Raw genomic sequence first — 22778 nt, forward strand, 5'->3', positions numbered from 1 at the left:
GCCCCGCACAACCCTCCCAGCAAACAAAACCACCCGCGACCGCCGTCACACCTACCCGCCGACCAGAGCGGCCCGTCGGAACGGCCCCTTTCCGCCCCGCGCGACCCACCGCTATACTGCACTTCACCGATACCCGGATCTGCAACCGAAAGGGCGGCGCATGGCCACACTCACGACAGCCCCCACGCTGACCACACAGCGGCTGGTTTTGCGGGGACCCGAGCGGGAGGATCTGCCCGCGCTCACCCGCTTCATGACCTCTGCCCCGTCGATGATCGCACAGGGAGAGACGGTCACGGCGGAGCAGGCGTGGTTCGGCTTTCTGACCGGCGTTGGCCATTGGCAGTGGCATGGCTTTGGCTTCTTCACGGTGGTCCTTCGGCAAACCGGGCACCCCGTGGGCCGGGTGGGGCTGCTCAAACATGCGGGCTGGCCGGATGTGGAACTGGCCTGGCATCTGTTTGAAGGTGCGGAGGGCAAGGGCTTTGCCACGGAAGCGGCGATTGCGGTCAAGACATGGGCGCATGAGGGTCTGGGGCTGGACCGGCTCTACAGCTACATCGACCGGGGCAACACAAGGTCGCAGGCGGTGGCAGGAAGGCTTGGCGCGGTCACGGACGGGACGCGCGCGCCCCATGAGCCGGAGGCGGAGGTGTGGGTGCACCCGGTGGAAGACCCGTGAGGCAGGCAAGCCGCCCATTGGACTGCAATCACAGTGGCGTCTTCAGCCGCGCTGGCCGTTCTATCCGCCGCAGCGCATCCGGGTGAAGAAGAGCCGTTCGTCGCGGAGCGAGGCAAGCAGCCCCTCGGCCCGAACTGCAAAATCGAATGCCTGATCATATCCCAGCCACGTACAGCGTCCATCCGCGCGGATCACCTGCTCGGCCTCGGCGATGAAACGCTGTAGACTCGGGGCAGGGCGGTTGCGTACTTTTTCATTGCATTCATTGTACAGAGCCACAGCATTTTGCACCTGTTGCCGGATGACGGCCATGCAATCGGAATTCGGGATCGGCATTCCGTTGGACAGCACAACCGGTGCCGATTCCAGTCGTGTGACCATGTAAGTTGTCTCTCCCGCCTCTCCCAAGTGCGGGGCGTCGAATTGCTTCCATGAGATCATGGTGGAGCCGACCTGTGCCTGATACCTGTTTGAACTGCCAGTGGAGGTGCAGGCGGTCAGCATCCCGCAAGCGATGAGAAGGGCGAGGGCGTTTTTCATTTCAGGGGCCTTTTGTGGTGGTGGTACGCGGTGCTGTTGACTGCCTACGCGAAACCGGAAGCAGGTTAAACACGGAAAGGTTGTGTTTGGCCTTGATAGCCGCCTCCGGCACCGGAGTGCCAGTGCCAGACAGCACATCGCCGCTCATACAGGCCGGGGCGCATCCGCCCCCTTGCACCCATGGCGCATATCGCCTATACGCGCGCTGTCTAAGGGGCGGATACACGCACCGGACGTGATATCCTGAGCAGGGTCGGATTTGTCCGGCCCTCTTTCTTTATCCCGACCGGAACTCGCCCCAAGGTCCAATTTTCACCGTCACACCGAAGGTGGGCACCCAGCAAAGACCGGCGGAGACAACCGCACGGCCAGAAACAAACGCTAAAAGGAAACGCATACTTACATGTCAAACGCTATGGACGAATTTGAAGCCCTTCTGAATGAGAGCTTCGAGATGGACACACCCGAAGAGGGGTCTGTTGTCAAAGGCAAGGTCATTGCCATCGAGGCCGGTCAGGCCATCATCGACGTCGGCTACAAAATGGAAGGCCGAGTTGAGCTGAAAGAATTTGCCGATCCGGGCGAAGCGCCCAAGATCGAAGTTGGCGATGAGGTTGAAGTCTTCCTCCGCCAGGTTGAGAACTCCCGCGGTGAAGCGGTTATCTCCCGTGAGATGGCGCGCCGGGAAGAGGCCTGGGATCGTCTGGAAAAAGCCTATGCCGCAGAAGAGCGTGTCGAAGGCGCGATCTTTGGCCGTGTCAAAGGCGGTTTCACTGTGGACCTTGGCGGCGCTGTTGCGTTCCTGCCCGGCTCCCAGGTCGACGTGCGCCCCGTGCGCGATGCAGGCCCTCTGATGGGTCTCAAGCAGCCGTTCCAGGTTCTGAAAATGGACCGTCGCCGTGGCAACATCGTTGTCTCGCGTCGTGCGATCCTCGAAGAGAGCCGTGCCGAGCAGCGCGCCGAAGTGATCGGCAACCTGACCGAAGGCCAGACGGTCGACGGTGTGGTCAAGAACATCACCGAATACGGTGCGTTTGTGGACCTTGGCGGTGTCGACGGCCTGCTGCACGTGACGGACATGGCATGGCGCCGTGTGAACCACCCGTCCGAGATCCTCGCCATTGGCGAGACGATCAAGGTGCAGGTCATCAAGATCAACAAAGAGACACACCGCATCTCCCTCGGCATGAAGCAGTTGCAGGAAGATCCATGGGATCTGGTTGCGGCGAAGTACCCGCTGGAATCCTCCCACACAGGCCGCGTGACCAACATCACCGATTACGGTGCCTTTGTTGAGCTCGAGCCCGGTGTTGAAGGTCTGGTCCACGTCTCCGAGATGTCCTGGACCAAGAAGAACGTGCACCCCGGCAAGATCGTCTCCACCTCTCAGGAAGTGGAAGTCATGGTGCTGGAAATCGACGGTGCCAAGCGCCGCGTCTCCCTTGGCCTCAAGCAGACCATGCGCAACCCATGGGAAGTGTTTGCAGAAACACACCCCGAGGGCACGGAAGTCGAAGGCGAAGTCAAGAACATCACCGAATTCGGTCTGTTCGTGGGTCTGCCCGGCGACATCGACGGCATGGTGCACCTCTCCGATCTGTCATGGGACCAGCGTGGCGAAGAAGCCATTCAGGACTACCGCAAAGGCGACATGGTTCAGGCCGTTGTCTCCGAAGTGGACGTCGAGAAAGAGCGGATTTCCCTGTCGATCAAAGGTGTTGGCGGTGACAAGTTCGCCGAAGCTGTGGGCGGCGTGAAGCGCGGCTCCGTGGTGACGGTGAATGTGACCTCCATCGAGGATGGTGGCATCGAAGTGGAATACGAAGGCATGAAAGCCTTCATCCGCCGCTCCGATCTGTCCCGTGACCGTGCCGAGCAGCGCCCCGAGCGTTTCTCTGTCGGCGACAAGGTTGATGTGCGCATCACCAACGTCGACGCGAAGGCGCATCGTCTGGGTGTCTCCATCAAGGCCCGTGAGATTGCCGAAGAGAAGGAAGCGGTTGAGCAGTATGGCTCCTCCGATTCCGGTGCATCCCTGGGTGATATCCTCGGTGCCGCTCTGAAGGGCGACGAATAAACCCTTTGCGGGTTTGACACGTCAGAACACAAGGCCCCGCAGTTTGACTGCGGGGCCTTTTGCATGTGCTGGGGGCGTGCAGCAGGGGGTAATCCCCTTTTGGTTGTTGCCGTGCCATCGGCTTGCTAGAAAAGGGGACTGTAAACAAAGGTAAATTCAATGAAGAATGTCATTTTAGCAGCCGCTTTTTTGCTCGGCGCCCTGTCTGCGCAAGCCGCGACGATCAATGAAGGGTCAACTGATTTCACGAATCAAAGCATCGGAGCCGTCCCGCTGTCACCGGCCCCATCGGCATTTGATCTGTCCGATATCGGGATCAACACGGTCAGCGGCAGCTTGTCGGCGACATGCGATCCGTTTTCCCAGCCGTCCTGCACGGGGGGCGATTTTTCCGACAGTTTCTCGGTCTTTCTGAACCCGAACCGGGCGATCCAGTCGGTCACCTTCTCTGTCTTTGACGCTGTGGCGAGCTTTGGCGGGAATGATCAGGGCCAGACCAATGACATCACGTTCACCATTGCCGAGAGCATTGGCAACGTCGCCTTTACACTGGACACGATCAGCGGCAATGGGTCGGGTGGTTTGTTCATCACCAACGCCCCCGTCAATGGCATCTTCAACTTCGCGATTCAGGCCTCCTCCGGTCCTTTCCCAACGGATGTGATTTCGGCCAAGTGGCGTCTGGATATCGGCGTGGCGGACATCACACCCTCCTCTGTACCGCTGCCTGCGACGGCGTTGCTGTTGCTGGGAGGGCTGGCGGGTCTGGGCATGGCGCGCCGCCACCGGTCGTAAGCGCATGCAACCAGCGGCTGGGGGCAAGGCGCGCCCTGCCGCGGGAGCGAATCGCCATGGGCCAGAAAAGGGGGCCGGCAGGTCTCTGCGGTGCGGTTGGTCCATTTGTGTCAGCAGATTGGCGGAAAACCCCCCGATAACAGCGCCTTCGGCGCAGGAAAATGAGATCAGGGGGCAAACCGTCCCTTCACGGGTGCGGCCAATGTTCCTATAGTCATTGAGGAAAAATACAAAGAATAACCCTTGGGGGGGTAAAATATGATCCGGTCAGAACTCATTCAGAAAATCGCCGACGATAACCCGCATCTCTATCAGCGGGATGTGGAGCGGATTGTGAACACCATCTTTGATGAGATCACCGGAGCCATGGCCAAGGGCGACCGGGTGGAACTGCGCGGCTTTGGCGCGTTTTCGGTTAAAAAGCGCGATGCGCGTGTGGGGCGCAACCCGCGTACCGGAGAAACCGTGCAGGTCGAGGAAAAGCATGTGCCGTTTTTCAAGACGGGCAAACTGCTGCGTGACCGGCTGAACGGGCGCGCCTGATGCGGTATGTTCGGTATGCCTGTATCGCGGTTTTTGCGATTGCGCTGATTTCTGTCGCTTTGGCCAATCGGGCCATGGTCGATCTGAAAGTGCTGCCGGATGAGATTGCCGGGCTCTTTGCGGTCAACCCGCAGGTGACCCTGCCGCTGTTTTTCGTGATCCTTGGATCCATCGTGGCGGGGCTGCTGGTCGGCTTTGTCTGGGAATGGATCCGCGAGCACGCGCAGCGCGCCGAAGCGGCCAAACAGGCCCGAGAGATGCGCCGGCTGGAGCGTGAAGTGGCGCGCCTGAAGAGCGAGAAGCACGAAGGCCAGGACGAAGTGCTGGCGCTGCTGGACAAGGCCAGCTGAGGCAGGCGATGTCCGCTCAGATCCATGTGAAAATCTGCGGGGTGACCCGTCCAGAGGATATTGCAGCCGTCGCGGATGCGGGCGGGCGCTATATCGGGTTGAATTTCTTTCCCAAATCGCCGCGATACGTGGCGCCCGCGCAGGCGGCCGCACTGGCGGCGGGCACACCTGCGGGCATCTGCAAGGTCGCGTTGGTGGTCAATCCGACGGATGCGGCACTGGACGCGCTGGTGGCGGAGGTGCCGATGGATATGATCCAGCTGCATGGCGCGGAGACACCGGCGCGCGTGGCGGAAATCAAGGCGCGATATGGTTTGCCGGTGATGAAGGCGGTGGCCATTGGCGGGCCGGAAGATCTGGCGGCATTGGACGCCTACGCCGCTGTGGCGGACCAATTGCTGGTGGATACCAAGCCGCCCAAAGGCGCGGATTTGCCCGGCGGCAATGGGCTGGCGTTTGACTGGTCGCTGATCGCGGGCCGCCGCTGGCCGGTGCCGTGGATGCTGGCGGGGGGGCTGAACGCGCAGACGGTGGCAGAGGCCATTCGGGTGACAGGCGCGCGGCAGGTTGATCTGTCTTCGGCGGTGGAGCGCGCGCCGGGGGTGAAGGATGCGGGATTGATTGCGGCGTTTTGTAAGGCGGCGGGTGTGGCGTAGTTTCGAATTGCTCCGCAATCCGACCGGGAGGGGGCCTGCGGCCCCCTTTTTTGTTTTGGGGGTGTGGGTCACATTGACGGATTTGCCTTTGGGATGCGGCGCGCCTTTCGGAGGCTCTGCCTCCGGACCTCCGGGATATTTATGGAGAAAAGAGGGGGGGCGGGGTCAGAGGGTTTGGTCGTATTCGCCGACGTTGGGCTCGGTGCGGATGACGGTGTCGATGTCGGCGAAGATAGCGCGGAGTTCGGCGTCGGACTCCGGGCTTTCGCAGACGACGACGAGGTTGGGGGTGTTGGAGGAAGCGCGCACCAGGCCCCAGCCGCCATTGTCGAGGATCACGCGGGCGCCGTTGACAGTGACGACCTCCTTGATGGTGCGGCCGCCGATGGTGTCTCCGGCCTCATGTTTGGCGACGAGTTTGGCGACCAGGCGGTCGAGCGTGTCGTATTTTTCCGTGTCGGCGCAATAGGGGGACATAGTGGGGGAAGAGAAGGTCTGGGGCAGGGCGCGGCGCAGGTCGGACATGCTCTTGTCCGGGTTGCGGTCCATGAGTTTGCAGATTTCCACAGCGACGCGCAGACCGCAGTCGTAGCCGCGGCCCACCGGTTCCGCGAGGAAGTAGTGGCCGGATTTTTCAAAGCCTGCCAGCGCGCCGATTTCCTTGACCCGGCGTTTCATGTGGCTGTGACCCGTCTTCCAGTAGTCGGCTTTGGCGCCGTATTTCTGGAGTTCCGGGTCGGAGGCGAAGAGGCCGGTGGATTTGACGTCTGCCACGAAGGTTGAATTTGGGTAGAGCCTGGCGAAGTCGCGGGCCATGATCACGCCGACCTTGTCTGCGAAAATCTCCTCACCCTCGTCATCCACCACGCCGCAGCGGTCGCCGTCACCGTCGAAGCCGAGCGCGAAGTCAGCACCGGAGGCTTTGACCGATGCGCTCATGTCGTGGAGCATTTCCATGGCTTCGGGATTGGGGTTGTAGTGCGGGAAGGTGTAGTCGAGTTCATTGTGGCTGGCGACGACGTCGACGCCGATGCGTTTGAAGAGTTCAGGTGCGAAGGCGGAGGCCGTGCCGTTGCCGGTGGCGCAGACGACCTTGAGAGGCCGCGTCATTTTGAAGTCACCGACAAGGTCGTCGAGGTAGGCTTCGCGGACACCCGGCACAAATTCATATGTGCCGCCCGCGCGGGGCTGGCCTTCGCCACCCAGCACGATGTCGCGGAGTTCGCCCATCTCATCGGGGCCGTGGGTGAGGGGGCGCTCAAAGCCCATTTTCACGCCGGTCCAGCCGTTGGGGTTGTGGGACGCGGTGACCATGGCGACGGCGGGCGCATCGAGGTGGAACTGCGCGAAATAGGCCATGGGGGAGAGGGCGGGGCCGATGTCACGCACGTGGATGCCTGCCTGCATCAGGCCCAGCATCAGCGCGTTCTTGATCGACAGCGAATAGTCGCGGTAGTCGTTGCCGACGGCGATCACCGGGTCGATCCCACGGCGGTGCATTTGCGTGCCGAGGCCGAGGCCGAGAGCGGTGATGCCCGGCAGGTTAATGTCATCGGGGTATTTCCAGCGGGCGTCATATTCACGGAACCCCGTGGGGGTGATCATCGCATCGCGCAGGAATTCCCAGGTGTTCTGGGTCACGGTGGGGGCGGGTTTGGTCACTGTGTATACTCTTTATTCAGCGGGGATCAGAAGGTCAGCGGGTGCGCCTTGGCCAGCGCATCGAACTGCATCAGGACCTTGATGAGGGCAGGCATCTGGTCAAGGTAAATCATGTTGGGGCCATCGCTGGGCGCGCGGTCAGGGTCTTCGTGGGTTTCCATGAAGAGGGCGGCCACGCCGATGGCGGCCGCCGCGCGGGCCATGACGGGGGCAAATTCACGCTGGCCGCCGGAGGAGCCGCCAAGACCACCCGGTTGGGCGACGGAATGGGTGGCATCCATCACCACCGGATAGCCGGTTTGGGCCATCTGCGGCAGGGAGCGCATGTCCGCCACAAGGGTGTTGTAGCCGAAGGCGGTGCCGCGTTCGGTGAGCAGGATTTTGTCGTTCCCGGTGCTGGCGATCTTGTCGACCACATTGGCCATGTCCCAGGGGGCCATCCACTGGCCCTTCTTGACGTTCACGGCTTTGCCGGTGTTGCCTGCGGCCAGCAGCATATCGGTCTGGCGGCACAGAAAGGCGGGAATTTGCAGCACATCGACAGCCTCAGCCGCGATGGCGCATTGGCTTTCCGTATGCACATCCGTCAGCACCGGCACGCCGTTGGCGCGGCCCACTGATTGCAGGACCTTCAGCCCTTCGTCGATGCCCAGACCGCGCTTGCCGGAAAGCGACGTGCGGTTGGCTTTGTCATAGCTGGCTTTGAAGATGAACTGCGCGCCGACGGCCGCGCAGGCTTCTTTCATCTTGCCTGCGATCATCTGGGCGTGGTCGGCGCTTTCCAGCTGGCAGGGGCCAGCGATGACGGTCAACGGGCGGTCATTGCCGATGAGGACGTCACCAACGGGGACTTGGGTCATGAGGTTACCTGTTCTCGCAAGATCGACGCTGTCAGGGACAGCATGAGGTAGATGCCCGCAAAGACGAGGAAAGCCAAGATCGTGTTCTCAAATGCTTTCGGATAGGTTGGTTCCTGCGGGGCCACAGGTTCCACCGCGATGGTCAGATAGCGGACCTGACGGCCCGCCTCGGTCCGGGCCTGTTCCATCGCCGTCTGCGCGCTTTGCAGGACCATGTCGGCAGCGGCCAGATCGGCCTGGGCCAGCTGCATGGTCACGGCCTGCTGGGCCAGTGAATTGTCGCCGGCGGTGGCGCTGGTCATCTTTTCGCGCAGGCGGTCAAGTTGCGCGTTCAGGCGGTCCACATCGCCCTGAGCGCCGTCCACTTTGGCGCGGTTGGGGCGGGCGTTGTCCAGCAGGGCGGCCAGTTCGAGTTCTTTCTCGATCAGCAGCCCTTCGTAGGTGCTGATCTGACCGCGGATGGAGGCGATCTGCGCTTCGGGATCGACGCCGTTTTCGACCTGGAGCGTGATCAGCGCCTCTTGCGCGGCGCGGCGGTTGGCCTGTGCGGTTTCAAACCCGTTGCGGGCGTCGCGCATGCCATCTTCGCGCTTTTGCTTGGACAGGTCGTTGACCCGTTCTTCGGCATAATCGAGCAGGCTGCGGGAGAAATCCTCAGACACCTGGGGATTGGCGGCAATCACCTCCATCCGGATCACCCCTTCGGTGGGGTCATAGCCGATTTTGACGTTTTTCTTGTAGATGCTGTAGGCGTCTTCGTTGGTGGCGTTTGCTTCGAGCCGCTGGATGGCATCCACTTCCTCAGACGCGAAATGGGATTTGAAGCCGCGGTCTTCATCCAGCCTGAGCATGGCATCCTTGGATTGCAGATAGGCCTGCGTCGCGATGCTGTCGGCGGAGTTGGCGAATTGCGTGGGCAGGATGTTGCCAAACGGGCTGGTGCCGCCGCCGCCTTCGCTCTGGATGATCAGGAACTGGCTTGTGGTGGCGTACATCGGGGTGGCGATGTTGTAGAAGTAATAGCCCACCGCAAAGGTCGGGATGAAGACAAAGAAGGCCAGCCGGACCAGCAGCAGCCCGAGCTTTTTGCGGCGGCGGCGGGAGATGTCGCGCTGAATCTCCATGATCTCCGCCTGGCGGCGTTCGGCGGGGCTGACGTCACTGGAGGGCAGGCCGGGCACACCGGGCGCGCCAATCGGCATGGTCTGCGGCAGTTGCACAGGGCCTTTGCCGGCAGGGGCCTGTCCGGTTGTGGCGGGGGTGTTTTCACCCTGCGGCACCACCAGCTCCAGCATGTTGGCGCGCTGGAACGGGTCGATGCCCTTGGCGCGCAACAGGCGCACGGCGTCAAAGTCCGACGTGGGGGCAAGCCCGTGTTTCTGCGCCACCCGGCGGGCCATGCGCAACTGGCGACCGGTCAGCCCCTCGCGGCGGATGGCGTCGATGTCCTGTTCGCCGCTGACTTCACCGGGGCTGGACACTTCGCCCGCTTTGGTGGCGGTGGCGGCGGGCTGGGGCGCGCTGATGGCGGGCGGTTCGGGGGCAGGCGCGGGGCGCGGGCGCTGCGGCGCTGCGTCGGGCACTGCGGCGGCGGCGGACGGGCCGAGCGGCGCGGGATCAGGTGCCGCATCCGGTTGGGGCGCGCGCACGGCGGCGGCCCCGCCGGCGCTGCCGGTGGTTTGCATGACGGGCGTGCTCCGCTTGATGCGGAACTTTCTAGCCTTGGGTTTCGTAGTCATAGAGCTGTTTCGCTTCTTCCAAGGTGTCGAACATATGCAGTCTGCCCCCCAGCAGCACCGCCGCAGAGCGGGCGAATTTCTCCAGCGTGCCGGGCTGGTGGGAGACGATGATGATGGTGGTTGTGCGCAGGCGTTCTTGCAGCAGGTCGCCTGCTTTGCGGTTGAATTCAGCGTCCGTGGTGGACGGCATGCCTTCATCGATCAGGTAGATGTCGAAATCCAGCGCCAGCAGCAGGGAAAACGAGAACCGTGCGCGCATGCCGGCCGAATAGGTGCCAAGGGGCTGGTCGAAGTATTCGCCCAAACCGCAGAGCCAGCGGCAGAAGCTTTCGACATAGTCGGGGTCCAGCCCATAGAGCCGCGCGATGTAGCGGGCGTTGTCCATGGCCGACAGGCGGGTGATCACGCCGCCCATGAACCCCAGCGGGAAGGAGATTTTGCAGTTGCGGCGGATTTCCCCTTCGTCGGGTTTTTCCAGCCCGGCCATCATGTTCACGAGGGTGGTTTTGCCGGTGCCATTGGGGGCCAGAATGCCAAGCGACTGGCCAAGGTCCACGCGAAACGACGCCTTGTCCAGGATCACCTTATGCTGGGATCCTGTCCAGAAGGACTTGGATACGTTCTCAAACTCCAGCATGCCTGCTCCGGTTGCTGCTGTGAACCAATGGCTCCTATCCCTTTTAACAGGGCTTTCTTAAGGCTTTACGCACTGACTTGGGCATCATTATGTCCTAAAATGACGCAGAAGTACAACGTGCAAAGCCCCCGCAGGCGGAAGTGCGGCGGATTTGTCGGGGCGCGGAAACTTTCAAAGTTTCCGGCCGTTTTCTTTCAAAGAAAACGAGGCCGGGAGGTTGGGGTGGCGCACCGATCAGGCGACGGCCTGCCACGCAATGCCCGCCAGCATCGCGCCGATCAGCGCAAAGCCCAGATACGCGGCAAAGACCCGCGGTTTGACCAGTGCCCAGACCGCGATGGCCGCCGGGATACAGCTGACGCCGCCTGCAATCACAAAGGACATGGCCGCTCCCTGCGTCATGCCCTGCGCCAGCAGCGCGTCGACCAGCGGCACAGCGGCGTAGCCGTTGAGGTAGGCAGGGGCCCCCACCAGCGCGCCCAGCAGGATGGGCATCAGGCCTTCGCCGCCCAGAACACCTGCGATCATCTCGGCCGGGACATAGGTGAGCATGATCGCCTCAACCACATAGGCCAGCGTCAGCCATTTGATCAGGAACAGCGCATTTGTCAGCGCGGTATCGTTGAAGGTCGCGCGGCGGGCGCTGTCTTTCCAGAAGGCCCAGACGGGCGTGCCTGAGAAGGGTTTTTGTGCGCCACAACAACCTCCTACGGCGAGTTGTTCACGTAAAGGATCGGTGAAAAGCGCGGTTTGGGACATCGCCATCACCGCAAAGCCGCCCATCATCCCGATGCTGACCGCAGCAAGGGTTTTCGCAAGGGCAAAGTCAAAGCCCAGCGTGCCGGAGGTGATCGCGAACATCGCCGGGTCCATCAGCGGGGAGGCCAGCCAGAAGGCCATCACAGCCCCCAGCGGCGCGCCGACGGCCAGAAGCGCGGCGATAAAGGGAATGACTTCGCAGGAGCAGAAGGGCGACAGACCGCCCAGCAGGGCTGCCATGACGATCATCCGGGCAGGCGCGCCTTCGAACGCGCGGGCCAGCAGGGTCTCCGCGCCGCTGGCCTTGAGGTATGCGACAGCCATCACGGCGAAAGCGATGAATGGCGCGGTATGGGCCAGTGCGTTGCCGGTGAAAAGCAGGGTGGGCAAAAATTCGGGCCAGTCGAGCAGGGCAATCAGGACCAGCAGACCCCCCGTGAAGCCCCAGGCGCCGGGTGTCCAGATGCGCCGCGCCGCGCTGGCTTGCGTTTGCGTGGTGTCAGCCATGGTGATGCCCCGTCTCAAGGCCTGCGTCCGCGCAGCATTCGGTCAGCAGGAAATGCGACAGCGCTTCGACTTCCGTATAGGCGACAGCGGCGCAGATGATGCTGCGGCCCTGACGTTCCTGTTTGACGAGGCCGGCAGCAGCCAGGATTTTCAGATGGTGCGTCAGGGTTGAGCCGGTCACGCCGGTCCGGTCGCCCAGATCGCCAATGCTCAGCCCCTGCGGCCCGGCGCGCACAAGAGTGCGGAGCACGCCGAGGCGTTGTTCGGACCCAAGGGCGGCGAAGCTGGCGGCGGCGCGGGTGAGCGTCGGGGGGGAGGAATCGGTTTTCATATTTCTAGAGATATCGAAATATAAGTGCACCTGCAAGGTTATTTCGATGTTTGTCGAAATAAAATCCGTCCCTCTGTGTGGCAGCTGTGGCACTGGGATATTTTTGGCCAAAAAGAGGGGCGGGGTTGGCCTGTCCGTTTAACGGGGTATCTATGGGGCGATGAAGGACATGCGTGATGATCTGAGGGCCTGCACGATCTGTGCGGCGCGTTTTGCTGCAACGGCAACGCGGCACAGGCCGAGGCCGATTGTCTGGTTCGCGCCCGAGGCGCGGATCCTGATCGCGGGACAGGCACCCGGCATGCGGGTGCATGAAGCGGGCAAGCCGTTCTGGGATGCCTCTGGCATGCGCCTGCGCGATTGGCTGGGGCTGGAGGAAGACGTCTTTTACGATCAGAGCCGCGTGGCGATTGTGCCGATGGGGTTTTGTTTTCCGGGCTACAACGCCAAGGGCAGTGATTTGCCGCCGCCGCCGGTTTGCGCGCGCACATGGCGCGCGCAGGCGCTGGCGATGGTGCCCGATGTGCGGCTGACGGTGCTGATTGGGGGCTATGCGATGAAGTATCATCTGGAGGGCTTCACCAAGGTCACCGATGCCGTGGCGGGCTGGCGCGACCATCCGCCGGGCGTCTTTGCCTTGCCTCATCCCTCGTGGCGCAATACCGGGTGGCTGAAGAAAAACCCGTGGTTCGAGGCCGAAGTGGTGCCAAGGCTGCGGGCAAGTGTGAAGGACGTGTTGCATGATGACCCCGCTGGATGAGGCCCACGCCGCGATGATGGCCGCGCCGCAGGATGATGCCGCCCGCCTGCGGTTTTATGAGCGCGTGGCGGATGTGGAGTTGTATCTGTTGTTGGAGGAGGAGGCGGTGGGGGATCAGGTGTCTCCGGTTTTGTACGCGCAAGACTATGTCATGGTCTTTGACCGGGCGGAGCGGCTGGCCGAACATGTGGGGGCGGAGGCGCCGTTCGTGGCATTGTCGGGCCGGTCGATTGCCGGCATGCTGGAGGGGCAGCCTCTGGGGCTGGCGGTGAACATCGGTGTGGCACCCTCGGAGATCCTGCTGCCGGCGGATGCGATGGACTGGCTGCGGCAGACGCTGGCCCATGAAGCGGGCGAGGTGGAAGCGAAGATCGACCGGGTGCTGCCGCCGGGTGGTTTGCCCGAGGTAGTGATTGCCGCGATTGACGCCAAGCTGGCCACCGCCACGGGCATGGCCGCAGGCGCGTTTCTGGTTGAGGTCGTTTATGACAGCGGTGGGCGGGGGCATTTGCTGGCCTTTGTGGGCGCGCAGGAGCGGGCGCGGGAGGCGCTGGTGCGGGCGGCCTCCGAAGCGCTGACCTTTTCGGGAGTGGAAGCGGGGGCGATGGACGTGGGCTTTTTCGCGCCGGATGATCCGGTGGTGGCCAAACTGGCGCGTGTGGGCTTGCGGTTTGACCTGCCGCAGGGCGAGGGTTTGCAACATACACCGCGCATGGCACCCGGCTCTGACCCCTCAAAACCGCCGATTTTGAAATAATTGTCACGGGGAAGGGCGCGCGCGCTCACATAAAGGGGAGGTCACGGAGCCGTGGGGTGCAATGGCAGGGCGACCCGCATAGCTTACTCCCATCACCCGCCGGACAGGCCCTACAGGAGAACACCGCGATGAACCGTTTCACCCTCACCATTGCCGCAGCCGCGACCGCGATCAGCATGGCAAGCGCTGCCTTTGCGGGCGAGCAATATGTTGACAACACGGGCTTTGCCGCCTCGGGCTTTGACGTTGTGGCGTATTTTGATCTGCCGCAGAACCCTGTGGGTCAGAGCCAGCCCGCGCCGGTTGCAGGCAGCAAGGCGTTCACCTCTGAGTATAATGACGCGACATTCGCCTTCTCCTCGGCTGAGAACAAGGCGAAGTTTGATGCCGATCCTGCGAAATACGCGCCGCAGTATGATGGCCATTGCGCCTATGGGGTGTCCAAGGGCGGTAAGGTCCCCGGCAACCCGACGCTGTGGCGGATTGTGGATGACAAGCTCTACCTGAACATCACCAAGAACGTGGTGGGCTTCTGGGAAGAGGACATTCCGGGCAACATCAATCTGGCCGAAGGCAACTGGCCGGGCATCGAAGGCGCACCGGGGTCGGACCGTGCGATCCCGAAGTATTCCAGCCCTGCGCCCGTCAACTGATGAAAGGCGTTTGAGATATGTCTTCTGATCTCCCTCGGTCGGAAACAGGCAAATCCCCGTCGCGCATCGCGCGGCGGGGTTTTGTGCTGGGTGGTCTGGCGGTGCTTGGTGTGGGCGCGTTGGGCTCTGCCCGGTGGTTCAATGTCTCGGCGCAGGTAAGCGGCGGTGATATGACCGCGCCCGAGGCGCGGGAGGCGGCACTGGCGGGAGAGATCACGCTGGTGGATATCCGCCGTCCGGACGAATGGGCGCGCACCGGCGTGCCCGAAGGCGGCGTGGGCATCGACATGCGCCGCGACGATTTCATTGCGGAGTTGCTGACGCAGACGGGTGGAGACCGCGACACGCCGGTGGCGCTGATTTGTGCACGCGGTGTGCGGTCCGCACGGTTGAGCGCGCGGCTGAAAGAGGCCGGGTTCACGCGGATCATCGACGTGCCTGAGGGTATGTTGGGATCGGGGGCAGGGCCGGGTTGGGTGAAACGCGGATTACCGGTGGTGCGCCAGTAGGGCGGGGCGCGTCAGGGCCGCTGTCTGCAGATGGGCGGAGCGGTCATGACACTGTCATAACACCACCGGGCGCGCACGCAATGGTGCTGTGCCCTGGCCTTAAGCCGCACCGTCACCAAGGTCGAGGGACGCGACAAACCTGCGCGCCACCTTTCCCGGCATGCGATCGCGAAAACGGATCATCACGTCGATTGAGCCGAAGTCAAAACCCGGCAGCACCTCTACCAATGCACCCGTTGCCAGTTCCGCCTCAACTGAACCACGCATCACCATGACGGCGCCGACCCCCGCCCGTGCCAGACCCAATGCAGCGGCTCTGTTCGTCACTCTAAGCGTTTGGAAAAAGTGCAAAGGGAGCGGAGAGCCTTCTGGTGATGTTGCAACGAGCTTTCGATCAAGCTGGCTGTCGATCAACGCCCCTGCGACCGCGCCCTTTGGGCTGACGTTTACAGGGGCTCTGGCAACGACCACCAATGGCAGGTTTTGAGACGACCGGCTGCTGGCACCCGGCGCGACATAGTCGGCCCGGATCGCGACTTCGACCGCGCCTGCGTGCAGGTCAATCACGCTGTCCGTCACATCGATATCGAAAACAACGTCCGGGTGCGCTGCGCGAAAGGCCAATATCCGTTCAGGCAGCCAGAACCCTGCCAATTCAACGGGCAATGTGATTGCCAGCGTGCCGACAAGGGGCTGCGCGTCCGATGTCAGATCCGTCAGCCCTTCGGCGGTTTCGATGATCCGTTGCGCTGCCGCATGGGCGTGCACCCCCGCTTCGGTCAAGGCAAAGCGGCGGGTTGTGCGGGTCGCGAGGGACACGCCGAGTTCGGCTTCCAGTTCAGACAGGGCTTCAGACAACACCGGCACGGACAGGTTCAATCGCGCCGCCGCCCCGCGGATCGAGCCGGTCTGCGCAATCGCGGCGAAATAGACCAGCCGCCGGAGGGTTTGATGCGATGCCATATTTGTTCGCCTGAACCTAATATTCAATTCTGTTATTCACATCTACTGAAAGATCTGCCAGAAGGCCAGTGTTGGGGCATTCAAACCTGAATGAGGACCTGACCATGAAAACACTTCAAACACTCGCGGCCGCTGCTGCCGCCGCGTTGATCTGCGCACCGGTTTTTGCCGGCGATATCGACACCGTCCGCAGCTTTTACACTGACCTGCTGACAACACCTGCGGATGCCACTTCGGAGGCTGTGCGCGCCGTCGTTGCGGAGGATTGGAAATCCACGCCGACCCCTTTGGGTGGGCCGGGCGCCGAAGGGTTTCTCACCACGCTTCAGGCCTTTGGCGGGTTGATCCCGGATCTGCGCTGGGAGGTGCAGGAGATCTGGCAGGACGGCGATACCTATATCGTGCGGGGCATTGCCACCGGCACGCCACAGGGGCCGTTCCTTGGAGTTGATCCAGAAACCGGCAAGAGCTTTGAGATCATGTCGATTGATGTGCACCGGGTTGAGGACGGACGTCTGAAGGAATCCTATCATATCGAGGAATGGCTGACCGCCATTGGCCAGCTGACGGCTGAATAGACACGAAAACGCCATGCGCCCGGTCCTGATGGATTGGGCGCATGATCCCCTATGGGTCTCAAGCGTGCGACGTCATCCACGCCGCCGCCTGATCCGGCTCCTGCGTTTTGAACTCAGCCCCCAGGGGTGTTTCCCATCCAAGGGCTGCGATGTGGTCAAAAATGGCGGTGTAGTTCAGCTCCCCGTGATCCGGCGCGCCCCGGTCGGGCACGGAGGCGAACTGGATATGGCCGATGAGCGGCAGCAGGTCCGTGAGCCGGCTCATCACGTCCCCTTCGGTCCGGCCCACGTGATAGCAGTCAAACATCAGCCGCAGGTTGGGGGCCCCGACGCTGGCGATGATCTGGGACGCCTGATCGGTGGTGTGCAGAAAGTAGCCCGGCGCGTCATGCCGGTTGAGCGGTTCGATCAGGATCATCCGGTCGGTCTGATCAGTCGCATAGGCAAGGTTTGCGTCAAATGCCGCGCGGGCCTCCGCACCGGAGGCAAAACCCGCCATCACATGGATCGCGCCGGCGTCAACCGCATCGGCATAGCGGATGGCTTGATCAATGGCGGCGCGGGCCTCAGCCTCCCGTCCCGGCAAGGCGGCCAAGCCGTTTTCACCGGGGTTGCCGCGTACCGTGTTCAGACCCAGCATCGGCAGCCCTGTGGCATCCAGAGCCGCGCGGACCTCTTCGGCGGGGGTGTCATAGGGCCAGTGGCATTCCACAGCGGCAAAGCCCGCAGCATGGGCCGCATGGATCGCCTCCGGCAGAGGGCGGTCGGTCCAGAGAAAGCCAAGGTTGGCGGAAAATCGGGTCATTGATCCCACTCCACATCAAATTTGGTCACCACCTGACTGATCTGCTCGGGCGACAGGGCCTGCGCGGGTAACCCCCGCATCATCAGGGCCAGCTTTGCTGTGGCCTCCAGCTCTTCGATGGCATTACACGCGGCTTCCACCGTCTTGCCGGCAACGACGGGTCCGTGGTTGGCCAGCATGACCGCGGCGCGTTTGCCCGCAAGCCCGCGGACCGCATCGCCCATGGCCGGATCGCCCGGTACGAAGAATGGCAACAGCTTCACCCGGCCCAGCTGCATGATCGCGTAGGGCGTGAGCGGCGGCAGGAAGTTGTCGGCGTCGGCATCGGGCAGAAGGGACAGCGCGACAGAGTGGCAGGAGTGCAGATGCACCACTGCGCCTGCGGTGCTGCGGGTGTCATAGAAGGCGCTGTGCAGCGGCATTTCCTTGGTGGGGGCATCGCCGTTGATCAGACGGCCCTGCGGATCGAACCGGCTGAGACGCGCGGGATCGAGCCTGCCAAAGCTGGTGCCGGTGGGCGAGACGAGAAGCCCGCCGTCTTCTGTGCGCGCCGAGATATTGCCGGTCGAGCCATGGGTCAGCCCGCGATCAAAGAGGGATTTCGCCAGCAGGCAGATGTCCTCGCGCAGCTTTGCTTCCCTCATCCGGCCAAGACTCCGGCAGCTTTTTCAAAGAAATCCTCCGCGCCGAAATTGCCGGATTTGAGCGCCACGACAAGCGCGGGTCCGGCGCGCAGGGCAGGCACGCCGGGGTCGATCTCGGGTCCGATTTGCAGCTCTTGCAGGGCAAGGGCTTCAACCACCGCGCCGGAGGTTTCGCCGCCTGCGGTGATGATCCGGGTGATGCCGGCCGCGACCGCAAGGCGGGCCAGATCGGCAAAGAAGCCTTCAATCGCGGCGGCGGCGGCATCGCGGCCAAATTGCGTCTGGACGGCTTTCACCACCTGCGGATCGGCAGAACTGTAGACCAGCGGCAGCCCTTTGGCCGCCATCGCCCAATCCACCACGGCTGTCGCTGTGACGCTGGCGTGGAGGATGTCTTCGGCCCGCACTTCGCAGGTCGGGTGGGACGCGGCGTGGCGCGCGACCTGCGCCCGCGTCGCGGCAGAGCAGGACCCCGAAAGCGCCAGTGCCGGGCCGGATTGCCCCTGCCATGCCGGCGTGCCGGGGGTGCAGCCAAAATTGGCAGGCAATCCAAGGGCGACGCCCGAGCCGCCTGTGACCAGCTTGAGATCCGCAGCGGCGCGCCCGATCTCCATCAGGTCGGCGTCGCGGATGGCATCGACGACGATGTGCCGCTTGCCGTCGGCGTGCTCCGCCTGCAATGCCGCACCGATGGCATCGGCGCCTGCAAACACGGTCTGCGCATCAACGTGGCCAATGGGGTAGGCGCTTTGCGGGGCCATCCAGCGGCGCAGATCGGCGTCCGTCATTGGGGTCAGGGGATGGTGTTCCATCCCCGATGCGTTCAGCAGCTTGTCCTGCACAAACAGATGCCCCTGATAGACCGACCGCCCGGTGCCCGGAAAGGCCGGGCAGACAATCACAGGGTCCGCCCCCAGCGCATCGGCAAGCGCATCCGCCACCGGGCCGATGTTGCCTTCCGGTGTTGAATCGAAAGTGGAGCAGTATTTGAAAAAGAATTGCGTGCATCCCTGCGCCTTGAGCCACGCCAACGCGGCAAGGGATTGCGCGACTGCCGCCGCCGGGTCGATGGAGCGGGATTTGAGCGATACCACACCGGCCTCCACCCCAGCCGCGGCGGGGGCGGCGGGAATGCCCGCGTATTGCACCACGCGCATGCCCTGTTTGGCCAGCGTGTTGGCAAGGTCGCTGGACCCGGTGAAATCATCGCCGATGCAGCCCAGTTTCATGTCTGGTCTTCCGGCAGGACCAGTCCCGCCGCACGGGCATAGACCTTGGCGATGGCGGCGTCGTCTTCGCGGCCCAGACCCATCTCAACCGCGCGTTTGTATTGCGCCAGTGCGGTTTCGGTGAGGTGCGCCTGAAAGCCCGACGCTCTGGCGGCCTCCAGCACGATGCCCAGATCCTTGGGCCAGATGTTCACCTGACTGTGGGGCGTGTAATCGCCTGCCACCACATGGGGCGCGCGGTTCTCCAGCATCCATGAATTGCCCGCGCATTTGGTGATCACCTCCACAAAGGTCTCAGGTTTGATGCCTTGGGTCATGCCGAATGTCAGCGCCTCCGCCATGGTGGCGATATGCACCCCGGCGAGCAGTTGATTGACCGCTTTCATCGCAGAGCCGGCACCGGCTGCATCCCCAAGGTGAAAGACCGTTTCAGCCGTTGCGTCCAGAACCGGGCGCGCGGCGTCAAAGGCGGCGGCACTGCCGGAGGCCATGACGCCCAGCCGCCCTTCGCCCGCCTTGACCGATCCGCCCGATATCGGCGCATCAAGGTAGAGGACCGCATGGGCCGCGCAGCGCTGCTCCATCTGTTTGGCAAACTCCGGCGGGACTGTGGCACAGGCCATCACAACCGCACCGGGCCGCAGGCGCGGCACGATGCCGTCATCGCCAAAGAGCACGCTTTCCACCTGGGCTGCATTCAGCACAACGACCACCACCGCGTCCATGGTGAGGGCCGCATCGGCAACTGTCCCGTTCCTGCCGCCCTCTGCAATGAAGCGGGCGACATGCTCTGCCATGACATCAAATCCATGCACGGTGTTGCCCGCGCGCAGGCAGCACCGGGCCATGCCGTAGCCCATCGACCCCAATCCAAAGACAGCGATATTCATGCTCATGCCGGTTTCCTTTCGCGGTCTTTCAGGACGTGGGCGGCATCGCGCCGCGTGCTTTCCACCCGGTAGACTTTGTCCGAGGAGGTGATGAACATCGTATGGCCCGCAGCCCCGCCGAAGCAGATGTTCGAGGTTTGCTGCGGCAACCGGATTTTCCCGATCAGCGCCCCGTCGGGCGACAGGCAGTGAATGCCATCCAGCGCCGAGGTCCAGACGACCCCTTCGTGGTCCACCCGGAAGCCGTCCGGCACACCGGGGGCGACCACTGCAAAGACGCGCGGATTGCGCAGCACTGTTCCGTCCACATCGAACATGCGGATATGATGCGGCAGGTCATAGTCGATGCCGGGAAAGCTCGCCCCTTTGATCGCGCCTGAATCCGCCACGTAGAGCCGTTTCTCATCGGGGGAGAAGGCAAGCCCGTTGGGTTTGTCAAAATCGGTCGCCACTGCATGCAGTGTGCCGTCGGGCGTGGCGCAGAAGACATAGCAGCCGCCGATCTCGCTTTCTGCAGGGTAGCCTTCGATGTCGGAATTGATGCCATAGGGCGGATCGGTGAACCAGATCGTGCCGTCTGACCGGACCACAACATCGTTGGGCGAATTCAGCCGTTTGCCCTCAAAGCTGTCGGCAACCACCTCCACCGCGTCTGGGTCCTGCGGGTCAATCCGCCGGAGCACCCGCCGCCCGCCGTGTTCGCAAGACACCATCTGCCCGTTCAGGTCGAGGGTGTTGCCGTTGGCAAATTCGCTTTGGCCCAGGGCGACCTGCACGCCGGTGCGCTCAGACCAGCGCATCATCCGCTTGTTGGGGATGTCGTTGAAGAACAACTGCCCGTCCAGCCACACCGGCCCTTCGGTCCAGGTGAAGCCATCGGCGATTTGCTCCGGCGGGCGCGCGGTGTTGACGTATTCCTCAAACAGCGGATCGACGGTGACGTAATGTGGTGCGGTCATGCGACGGCCCCTTTCCGAAGGGTTTGGAACAGCAACATGACAAGGATGATCACCCCGAAGATGATGTTGCGCCATGCGTCGTCAATTTGCATCACCGACAGGATAGAGGTCAGCAGCGTGATGAACAGTGCCCCGCCAATGGTGCCAAAAAGCCCGCCGCGCCCGCCAAGGATCGACGTGCCGCCGATGACCACGGCGGCAATGGTGGGCAGCAGGAACGGATCGCCCATGCTTTGATACGCCTGATTGGCATAACCGGCCAGCATCACGCCCCCAAGAGCCGAACACATGCCCGCAATGGCGAAGGCGGCAAACACCACCGAGGGCGTGGATACGCCTGACAGGAATGTCGCCTTTTCATTGAACCCGATCGAGCGCAGGTAGCGCCCGAAGGGTGTGCGGGTCAGGAAAGCGGCCAGCCCGACAGAAATCGCGATCCAGATCAGGAAGCTGATCGGCAGGCCCAGCAGGTCTCCGGAGGCCATGGCGTTCATCAGCGGGCTGGATTCACCCTTGGGGTTGAACCCGCCGGTGTTGAGCACGGCCAGCCCCAGCAGCATCGAATTCACAGCCAGCGTCCAGACCATCGACGGGATGCGCAGGATGGCGACGCCGATGCCGTTGATCACTCCGATCAGCGCCCCGAAGGCAAGCGCCGCAGGCACCGCCAGAAACGTGAGCGTCGGGTTGCCCGTGCCCACAAGGGAGGTCGACAGGATCGCTGATCCGGTCAGCACCCAGGGCACCGACAGGTCGATATGGCCCAGCAGGATGACAATGGTCGCACCCGTGGCCAGCAGGCCCAGAAAGGCGGCGATCTGAAGCTGTTGCGTAAGGTAATCGGCGCTGAGGATCTGCGGGAAGAACGCACTGCCTGCGAAGACCAGCAGGACCACGCCAAAATACGGCATCAGGCTGTCGATGGATATGGAACGCAGCATCAGGCGTAGACCTCCAGCTTGTTGCGTGCGCGCAGCACGTCCGCGCCACCAATCGCAATGGCAGCGGCGAGGATCAGCCCTTCGAACAAGGGCTGCGCCAGCGATGGAATGCCGGAAAAGAACATCAGCGACGCGATGGTCTTGAGGATAAACGCCCCCGCAAGCGCGCCGATGAGCGAGCCGACACCGCCGCGCAGCAACACGCCGCCAAGCACCACCGCCGCGATGGAGTTCAGGGTGAACCCCGCCGAGATTCCGGCGTCGCCCGTGGTGGTGACGAAGCTGTAGAACAGCCCCGCCAGCCCGCCGAACACCCCGGCAAGCGTGAATGCCGCCAGTCGAATGAAACGGGTGTTGATGCCTGACTGAAACGCCGCTTGTTCGGATGATCCCAGCGCATAGAGGCCAAGCCCCAGACCGGTGCGCCGGAACGGCAGCCAGAAGCCGAAGATCGCGACGGCTGTGATGACCAGCGCGGTCGGAATGCCCAGAACATCCAGCGTCATCGCATCGGCCAGATCATAGTTCACCGCACCGCCCGGCGTGGGCCTGAGCAGCAGCGCAATGCCCACAAAAATGGATGCCGTCGCCAGTGTCACCACAATCGGCTGGATGCGCCCGTAGACGATGATCAGCCCGTTGAGCAAACCACAAAGCGCGCCTGCCGCCACAACCGCCACCATCCCGAAGGCCATGCCAACCGCCGACCCCTCCAGCACATAGGAGGCCACGCAATTGGTCAGCGCCATCACCGCGCCGACGGACAAGTCGATCCCCCGCACCACCACGGCAAAGAACTGCGCGCAGGCGGCAAGGCCAAGGATCAGGCACTGGTTGGCCCAGATCGTCATCACATAGGTTGAGGCCCCACGCGGGTGGGTGCCCAGATAGGCGCTCAGAAGCGCGACCAGCACCACACCGGCGATCACCTCCCGGCGGTTGGATCTCATGT

The 22778-nt window shown here is 62.9% G+C and carries 26 protein-coding genes; 11 read left to right on the top strand and 15 right to left on the bottom strand.

What is annotated here, in order from left to right:
* Window positions 1-160: 160 nt before the first annotated feature.
* Window positions 161-682 carry a GNAT family N-acetyltransferase gene (locus Q1A91_RS05425; protein WP_299874054.1) on the top strand — a complete coding sequence of 174 codons (522 nt, stop codon included), beginning with the start codon at window positions 161-163 and terminating at the stop codon, window positions 680-682.
* Window positions 683-742: 60 nt separating this feature from the next.
* Here the strand turns inward: Q1A91_RS05425 and Q1A91_RS05430 are convergent, their stop codons facing one another.
* Entirely contained in the window at window positions 743-1222 is a 480-nt protein-coding gene (locus tag Q1A91_RS05430) for a hypothetical protein (protein ID WP_299874057.1), read from the bottom strand.
* A 403-nt stretch (window positions 1223-1625) separates the two neighbouring features.
* Here Q1A91_RS05430 and rpsA point away from each other — a divergent pair, with 403 nt between their 5' ends.
* The 5 genes from rpsA to Q1A91_RS05455 all read left to right on the top strand — a co-directional run bounded on the left by rpsA (window position 1626) and on the right by Q1A91_RS05455 (window position 5643).
* A complete protein-coding gene (rpsA, locus tag Q1A91_RS05435) occupies window positions 1626-3299 on the top strand; it encodes a 30S ribosomal protein S1 (RefSeq protein ID WP_299874060.1) in 1674 nt (557 codons plus the stop codon).
* 159 nt (window positions 3300-3458) lie between these two features.
* Entirely contained in the window at window positions 3459-4094 is a 636-nt protein-coding gene (locus tag Q1A91_RS05440) for a VPLPA-CTERM sorting domain-containing protein (RefSeq protein WP_299874063.1), read from the top strand.
* Between the two features lie 258 nt (window positions 4095-4352).
* Entirely contained in the window at window positions 4353-4637 is a 285-nt protein-coding gene (gene ihfB, locus Q1A91_RS05445; protein WP_299874066.1) for an integration host factor subunit beta, read from the top strand.
* Window positions 4637-4987 carry a LapA family protein gene (locus Q1A91_RS05450; protein ID WP_299874069.1) on the top strand — a complete coding sequence of 117 codons (351 nt, stop codon included), beginning with the start codon at window positions 4637-4639 and terminating at the stop codon, window positions 4985-4987. The genes ihfB and Q1A91_RS05450 overlap by 1 nt, the downstream gene beginning before the upstream one ends.
* A gap of 8 nt (window positions 4988-4995) precedes the next feature.
* Entirely contained in the window at window positions 4996-5643 is a 648-nt protein-coding gene (locus Q1A91_RS05455) for a phosphoribosylanthranilate isomerase (RefSeq protein ID WP_299874072.1), read from the top strand.
* A gap of 165 nt (window positions 5644-5808) precedes the next feature.
* Here Q1A91_RS05455 and Q1A91_RS05460 read toward each other — a convergent pair whose 3' ends face one another.
* From Q1A91_RS05460 to Q1A91_RS05485, 6 genes are all read right to left on the bottom strand, one after another.
* Window positions 5809-7305: a phosphomannomutase/phosphoglucomutase gene (locus Q1A91_RS05460; protein WP_299874075.1), complete on the bottom strand. Its 1497-nt coding sequence runs from the start codon at window positions 7303-7305 to the stop codon at window positions 5809-5811.
* A gap of 26 nt (window positions 7306-7331) precedes the next feature.
* On the bottom strand, window positions 7332-8165 hold the full coding sequence (gene kdsA, locus Q1A91_RS05465; protein WP_299874078.1) for a 3-deoxy-8-phosphooctulonate synthase: 834 nt from the start codon (window positions 8163-8165) through the stop codon (window positions 7332-7334).
* Window positions 8162-9904, bottom strand: a complete 1743-nt coding sequence (locus Q1A91_RS05470; RefSeq protein ID WP_299874081.1) for a capsule biosynthesis protein — start codon at window positions 9902-9904, stop codon at window positions 8162-8164. The genes kdsA and Q1A91_RS05470 overlap by 4 nt, the downstream gene beginning before the upstream one ends.
* Window positions 9882-10541, bottom strand: coding sequence for an ABC transporter ATP-binding protein (locus Q1A91_RS05475; RefSeq protein ID WP_299874084.1), 660 nt, complete (start codon window positions 10539-10541; stop codon window positions 9882-9884). The genes Q1A91_RS05470 and Q1A91_RS05475 overlap by 23 nt, the downstream gene beginning before the upstream one ends.
* A gap of 234 nt (window positions 10542-10775) precedes the next feature.
* Window positions 10776-11807 (bottom strand): permease, encoded by a 1032-nt coding sequence (locus Q1A91_RS05480; protein WP_299874085.1) that lies wholly within the window; start codon window positions 11805-11807, stop codon window positions 10776-10778.
* Window positions 11800-12138: a helix-turn-helix transcriptional regulator gene (locus Q1A91_RS05485; RefSeq protein WP_299874087.1), complete on the bottom strand. Its 339-nt coding sequence runs from the start codon at window positions 12136-12138 to the stop codon at window positions 11800-11802. The genes Q1A91_RS05480 and Q1A91_RS05485 overlap by 8 nt, the downstream gene beginning before the upstream one ends.
* Window positions 12139-12298: 160 nt before the next feature.
* Here Q1A91_RS05485 and Q1A91_RS05490 point away from each other — a divergent pair, with 160 nt between their 5' ends.
* The 4 genes from Q1A91_RS05490 to Q1A91_RS05505 all read left to right on the top strand — a co-directional run bounded on the left by Q1A91_RS05490 (window position 12299) and on the right by Q1A91_RS05505 (window position 14817).
* A complete protein-coding gene (locus tag Q1A91_RS05490) occupies window positions 12299-12898 on the top strand; it encodes a uracil-DNA glycosylase family protein (protein WP_299874089.1) in 600 nt (199 codons plus the stop codon).
* Window positions 12879-13655: an SseB family protein gene (locus Q1A91_RS05495; protein ID WP_299874092.1), complete on the top strand. Its 777-nt coding sequence runs from the start codon at window positions 12879-12881 to the stop codon at window positions 13653-13655. The genes Q1A91_RS05490 and Q1A91_RS05495 overlap by 20 nt, the downstream gene beginning before the upstream one ends.
* Window positions 13656-13783: 128 nt before the next feature.
* Complete coding sequence (locus Q1A91_RS05500; RefSeq protein WP_299874094.1) at window positions 13784-14308, top strand: YHS domain-containing (seleno)protein; 525 nt, start codon at window positions 13784-13786, stop codon at window positions 14306-14308.
* Between the two features lie 17 nt (window positions 14309-14325).
* Window positions 14326-14817, top strand: coding sequence for a rhodanese-like domain-containing protein (locus tag Q1A91_RS05505; RefSeq protein WP_299874097.1), 492 nt, complete (start codon window positions 14326-14328; stop codon window positions 14815-14817).
* Window positions 14818-14916: 99 nt separating this feature from the next.
* Here Q1A91_RS05505 and Q1A91_RS05510 read toward each other — a convergent pair whose 3' ends face one another.
* Window positions 14917-15780, bottom strand: coding sequence for a LysR family transcriptional regulator (locus Q1A91_RS05510; RefSeq protein WP_299874099.1), 864 nt, complete (start codon window positions 15778-15780; stop codon window positions 14917-14919).
* A gap of 104 nt (window positions 15781-15884) precedes the next feature.
* Here Q1A91_RS05510 and Q1A91_RS05515 point away from each other — a divergent pair, with 104 nt between their 5' ends.
* The gene (locus tag Q1A91_RS05515) at window positions 15885-16358 is read left to right on the top strand and encodes an ester cyclase (RefSeq protein ID WP_299874102.1); all 474 of its coding nucleotides are present in this window, start codon (window positions 15885-15887) and stop codon (window positions 16356-16358) included.
* 58 nt (window positions 16359-16416) lie between these two features.
* Here the strand turns inward: Q1A91_RS05515 and Q1A91_RS05520 are convergent, their stop codons facing one another.
* The 7 genes from Q1A91_RS05520 to Q1A91_RS05550 are packed head-to-tail and all read right to left on the bottom strand — an operon-like array spanning window position 16417 to window position 22776.
* Window positions 16417-17163, bottom strand: a complete 747-nt coding sequence (locus tag Q1A91_RS05520; protein ID WP_299874105.1) for a TIM barrel protein — start codon at window positions 17161-17163, stop codon at window positions 16417-16419.
* Window positions 17160-17807 (bottom strand): aldolase, encoded by a 648-nt coding sequence (locus Q1A91_RS05525; RefSeq protein ID WP_299874108.1) that lies wholly within the window; start codon window positions 17805-17807, stop codon window positions 17160-17162. The genes Q1A91_RS05520 and Q1A91_RS05525 overlap by 4 nt, the downstream gene beginning before the upstream one ends.
* Window positions 17804-19036, bottom strand: coding sequence for a 3-oxo-tetronate kinase (gene otnK, locus Q1A91_RS05530; RefSeq protein WP_299874111.1), 1233 nt, complete (start codon window positions 19034-19036; stop codon window positions 17804-17806). The genes Q1A91_RS05525 and otnK overlap by 4 nt, the downstream gene beginning before the upstream one ends.
* On the bottom strand, window positions 19033-19932 hold the full coding sequence (gene ltnD, locus Q1A91_RS05535; RefSeq protein WP_299874114.1) for an L-threonate dehydrogenase: 900 nt from the start codon (window positions 19930-19932) through the stop codon (window positions 19033-19035). Before ltnD ends, otnK begins: the two co-directional genes overlap by 4 nt.
* Window positions 19929-20885 carry an SMP-30/gluconolactonase/LRE family protein gene (locus Q1A91_RS05540; protein WP_299874117.1) on the bottom strand — a complete coding sequence of 319 codons (957 nt, stop codon included), beginning with the start codon at window positions 20883-20885 and terminating at the stop codon, window positions 19929-19931. Before Q1A91_RS05540 ends, ltnD begins: the two co-directional genes overlap by 4 nt.
* On the bottom strand, window positions 20882-21826 hold the full coding sequence (locus tag Q1A91_RS05545; protein ID WP_299874120.1) for an ABC transporter permease: 945 nt from the start codon (window positions 21824-21826) through the stop codon (window positions 20882-20884). Before Q1A91_RS05545 ends, Q1A91_RS05540 begins: the two co-directional genes overlap by 4 nt.
* Entirely contained in the window at window positions 21826-22776 is a 951-nt protein-coding gene (locus Q1A91_RS05550; RefSeq protein ID WP_299874123.1) for an ABC transporter permease, read from the bottom strand. The genes Q1A91_RS05545 and Q1A91_RS05550 overlap by 1 nt, the downstream gene beginning before the upstream one ends.
* Window positions 22777-22778: the final 2 nt, after the last annotated feature.

Origin of the sequence: uncultured Sulfitobacter sp. (assembly GCF_947500075.1) — a bacterium.
Lineage (GTDB): Bacteria > Pseudomonadota > Alphaproteobacteria > Rhodobacterales > Rhodobacteraceae > Sulfitobacter.

Coding starts and splice junctions, on each gene's coding strand:
- Q1A91_RS05500 (WP_299874094.1), top strand. CDS start 13,784: ATGAACCGTTTCACCCTCACCATTGCCGCAGCCGCGACCGCGATCAGC.
- Q1A91_RS05495 (WP_299874092.1), top strand. CDS start 12,879: ATGATGACCCCGCTGGATGAGGCCCACGCCGCGATGATGGCCGCGCCG.
- rpsA (WP_299874060.1), top strand. CDS start 1,626: ATGTCAAACGCTATGGACGAATTTGAAGCCCTTCTGAATGAGAGCTTC.
- Q1A91_RS05520 (WP_299874105.1), bottom strand. CDS start 17,163: ATGACCCGATTTTCCGCCAACCTTGGCTTTCTCTGGACCGACCGCCCT.
- Q1A91_RS05450 (WP_299874069.1), top strand. CDS start 4,637: ATGCGGTATGTTCGGTATGCCTGTATCGCGGTTTTTGCGATTGCGCTG.
- ihfB (WP_299874066.1), top strand. CDS start 4,353: ATGATCCGGTCAGAACTCATTCAGAAAATCGCCGACGATAACCCGCAT.
- Q1A91_RS05540 (WP_299874117.1), bottom strand. CDS start 20,885: ATGACCGCACCACATTACGTCACCGTCGATCCGCTGTTTGAGGAATAC.
- Q1A91_RS05545 (WP_299874120.1), bottom strand. CDS start 21,826: ATGCTGCGTTCCATATCCATCGACAGCCTGATGCCGTATTTTGGCGTG.
- Q1A91_RS05440 (WP_299874063.1), top strand. CDS start 3,459: ATGAAGAATGTCATTTTAGCAGCCGCTTTTTTGCTCGGCGCCCTGTCT.
- Q1A91_RS05525 (WP_299874108.1), bottom strand. CDS start 17,807: ATGAGGGAAGCAAAGCTGCGCGAGGACATCTGCCTGCTGGCGAAATCC.
- Q1A91_RS05550 (WP_299874123.1), bottom strand. CDS start 22,776: ATGAGATCCAACCGCCGGGAGGTGATCGCCGGTGTGGTGCTGGTCGCG.
- ltnD (WP_299874114.1), bottom strand. CDS start 19,932: ATGAGCATGAATATCGCTGTCTTTGGATTGGGGTCGATGGGCTACGGC.
- Q1A91_RS05455 (WP_299874072.1), top strand. CDS start 4,996: ATGTCCGCTCAGATCCATGTGAAAATCTGCGGGGTGACCCGTCCAGAG.
- otnK (WP_299874111.1), bottom strand. CDS start 19,036: ATGAAACTGGGCTGCATCGGCGATGATTTCACCGGGTCCAGCGACCTT.
- Q1A91_RS05475 (WP_299874084.1), bottom strand. CDS start 10,541: ATGCTGGAGTTTGAGAACGTATCCAAGTCCTTCTGGACAGGATCCCAG.
- Q1A91_RS05490 (WP_299874089.1), top strand. CDS start 12,299: ATGAAGGACATGCGTGATGATCTGAGGGCCTGCACGATCTGTGCGGCG.
- Q1A91_RS05515 (WP_299874102.1), top strand. CDS start 15,885: ATGAAAACACTTCAAACACTCGCGGCCGCTGCTGCCGCCGCGTTGATC.
- Q1A91_RS05510 (WP_299874099.1), bottom strand. CDS start 15,780: ATGGCATCGCATCAAACCCTCCGGCGGCTGGTCTATTTCGCCGCGATT.
- Q1A91_RS05505 (WP_299874097.1), top strand. CDS start 14,326: ATGTCTTCTGATCTCCCTCGGTCGGAAACAGGCAAATCCCCGTCGCGC.
- Q1A91_RS05480 (WP_299874085.1), bottom strand. CDS start 11,807: ATGGCTGACACCACGCAAACGCAAGCCAGCGCGGCGCGGCGCATCTGG.
- Q1A91_RS05425 (WP_299874054.1), top strand. CDS start 161: ATGGCCACACTCACGACAGCCCCCACGCTGACCACACAGCGGCTGGTT.
- kdsA (WP_299874078.1), bottom strand. CDS start 8,165: ATGACCCAAGTCCCCGTTGGTGACGTCCTCATCGGCAATGACCGCCCG.
- Q1A91_RS05430 (WP_299874057.1), bottom strand. CDS start 1,222: ATGAAAAACGCCCTCGCCCTTCTCATCGCTTGCGGGATGCTGACCGCC.
- Q1A91_RS05485 (WP_299874087.1), bottom strand. CDS start 12,138: ATGAAAACCGATTCCTCCCCCCCGACGCTCACCCGCGCCGCCGCCAGC.
- Q1A91_RS05470 (WP_299874081.1), bottom strand. CDS start 9,904: ATGACTACGAAACCCAAGGCTAGAAAGTTCCGCATCAAGCGGAGCACG.